1 pseudogene is annotated in these 1,667 nt (G+C 81.3%); it reads right to left on the bottom strand.

The features are described from left to right. Positions 1–1,667, bottom strand: a pseudogene (locus AB0K09_RS33205) (SMC family ATPase); the annotation flags it as partial.

Below are 1,667 nucleotides of genomic sequence, written 5' to 3'. Positions count from 1 at the left end.
CGTGGGCAGCTGGGCGCGGGTGTCGCGCCAGGGGCGGGGGCCGGAGCCGCGCTTGCGTGACCGCCAGGCCACGCCGACGGTCGCCCGGCCCGTGAGGCCCGTCAGCCGCCGCTCCAGCAGGGCGGCCCGGCGGGCGACGCTCGTCTCGCCGCCCCGGGCCCGGGTCAGCTCCTCCTCCAGGCCGGCCAGTTCGCGTTCGAGGTTCTCGCGGCGGGAGGTACGGGCGGCGGCACGCATTCCGGCGTCCTGACGGGCGGCGGCGCGGCGCTCGTGCTCGCGCTCGGCGGCGTCGAGCGCCTCGCGGGCGGCGAGCAGATCGCCGGAGGCGTCCCGGGCCCGGGCGAAGGAGGTCTCCAGCTCCTGGAGGGCGTCGGCCAGTTCGGCGACGGGAGCCGGTCCTGCGGCCTCGGTGACGGCGGCGAGCTCCCGGTGCAGGGAGCGTACGAGGGCGTCGGCCGTCTCGCGGGCGGCTTCGGCCCGCTGGTACTCCTCCAGGGCGGCCTCCTCGGCCGCGCGGTCCACGTGGCCGGCCTCGGCGCGGGCCGGGGCGGGGTGCTCGGTGGCGCCGCACACGGCGCACGGGGTGCCGGCGCTCAGGCGGGCGGCGAGTTCGGCGGCCATGCCGTCGATCCGGCGTTCCTTGAGGTCGAGCCAGTCCTCGCGGGCCCGGGCGGCCCGGTCCCGGGCGGCCGGCCGGCGGGCCTCGGCCTCGGCGGCCTCCCGGGCGAGGGCGTCGCGGCGGCGGGCGGCGTCGAGGGTGCGGCGGGCGGGTTCGAGCTGCCCGCCGAGCCGTTCGGCGCGGCCGACCGCCTCCTGGGCGTCCTCGACGCGCCGCCGGTGGCGGTCGCGCTGGGCTTCCCAGGAGGCGAGCCACTCGTCGGTCTCGGCCAGCACCTCCTCGTCGGCGCGGGCCTCACGGTCCAGGGCCGCGAGCTCGCCGGTGATCCCGGCGGCCCGTTCCTCGGCACGGCGGGCGGCGGACAGGGCGCCGAGTTCCTCGCGGAGGGCGTGTTCCAGCGCGGCCAGTCGCTCGGGGCTCGCGTCGCGGTGGGCCTCGGGGAGGGCGGCGCGGGCCCGCCGTTCGGCCTCGGCGGCGGCTCGGTGCTCCTGTTCGGCGCGGTCGCGCAGGGCGAGGACGGGGACGACCGCCTCGGCGGCCCGGGCGCGGTCGAGCCGCCGCCGTACGTCTTCGCGCTCGGCCGCGCCCTCGGCGAAGGCGTCCGCCCGCTGCCGGGCGTCGGCGTGCCGGCGCTGGAGGGCGGCCAGGTCACGGGTCCCGTCGGCCCGCTGCCGGGCGGCGCGGTGGGCGGCCTCGGCGGCGTGGACGGCGGCCTCGGCGATGTCCCGCCGTTCGCGGGCGTTCGTGCGGGCGAGGGCGGCCCACTCCAGTACGGCCTCGGCCAGACCGGCGTCCCCGGGCCCGAGGGCCGGCTCCGCGGAGCCGCGCGGCGCGGGCACCCGGGCGCGGGGACCCTGCTCCGGGACGGTCGCGGCCGGGGTGCCACCCGTCCGGGCGGTGGCCGGGTGGGGCGTGCCGACCTCGGGCAGCGCGGGGTCCGCGGCCGCCTGCCGCATGCGGTGGCCGACCGCGAGCAGCCGTTCGTCGCCGGCGCGCACCTGCGCCTCGGCGGCGCGGCGCAGTTCGGTCAGCTTGTCCTCGACGGCGG

Source organism: Streptomyces sp. NPDC049577 (assembly GCF_040675635.1).
Lineage (GTDB): Bacteria > Actinomycetota > Actinomycetes > Streptomycetales > Streptomycetaceae > Streptomyces.
The sequence above is the reverse complement of the archived record's forward strand: the minus strand, read 5'-3'. Positions and strand labels throughout refer to the sequence as shown.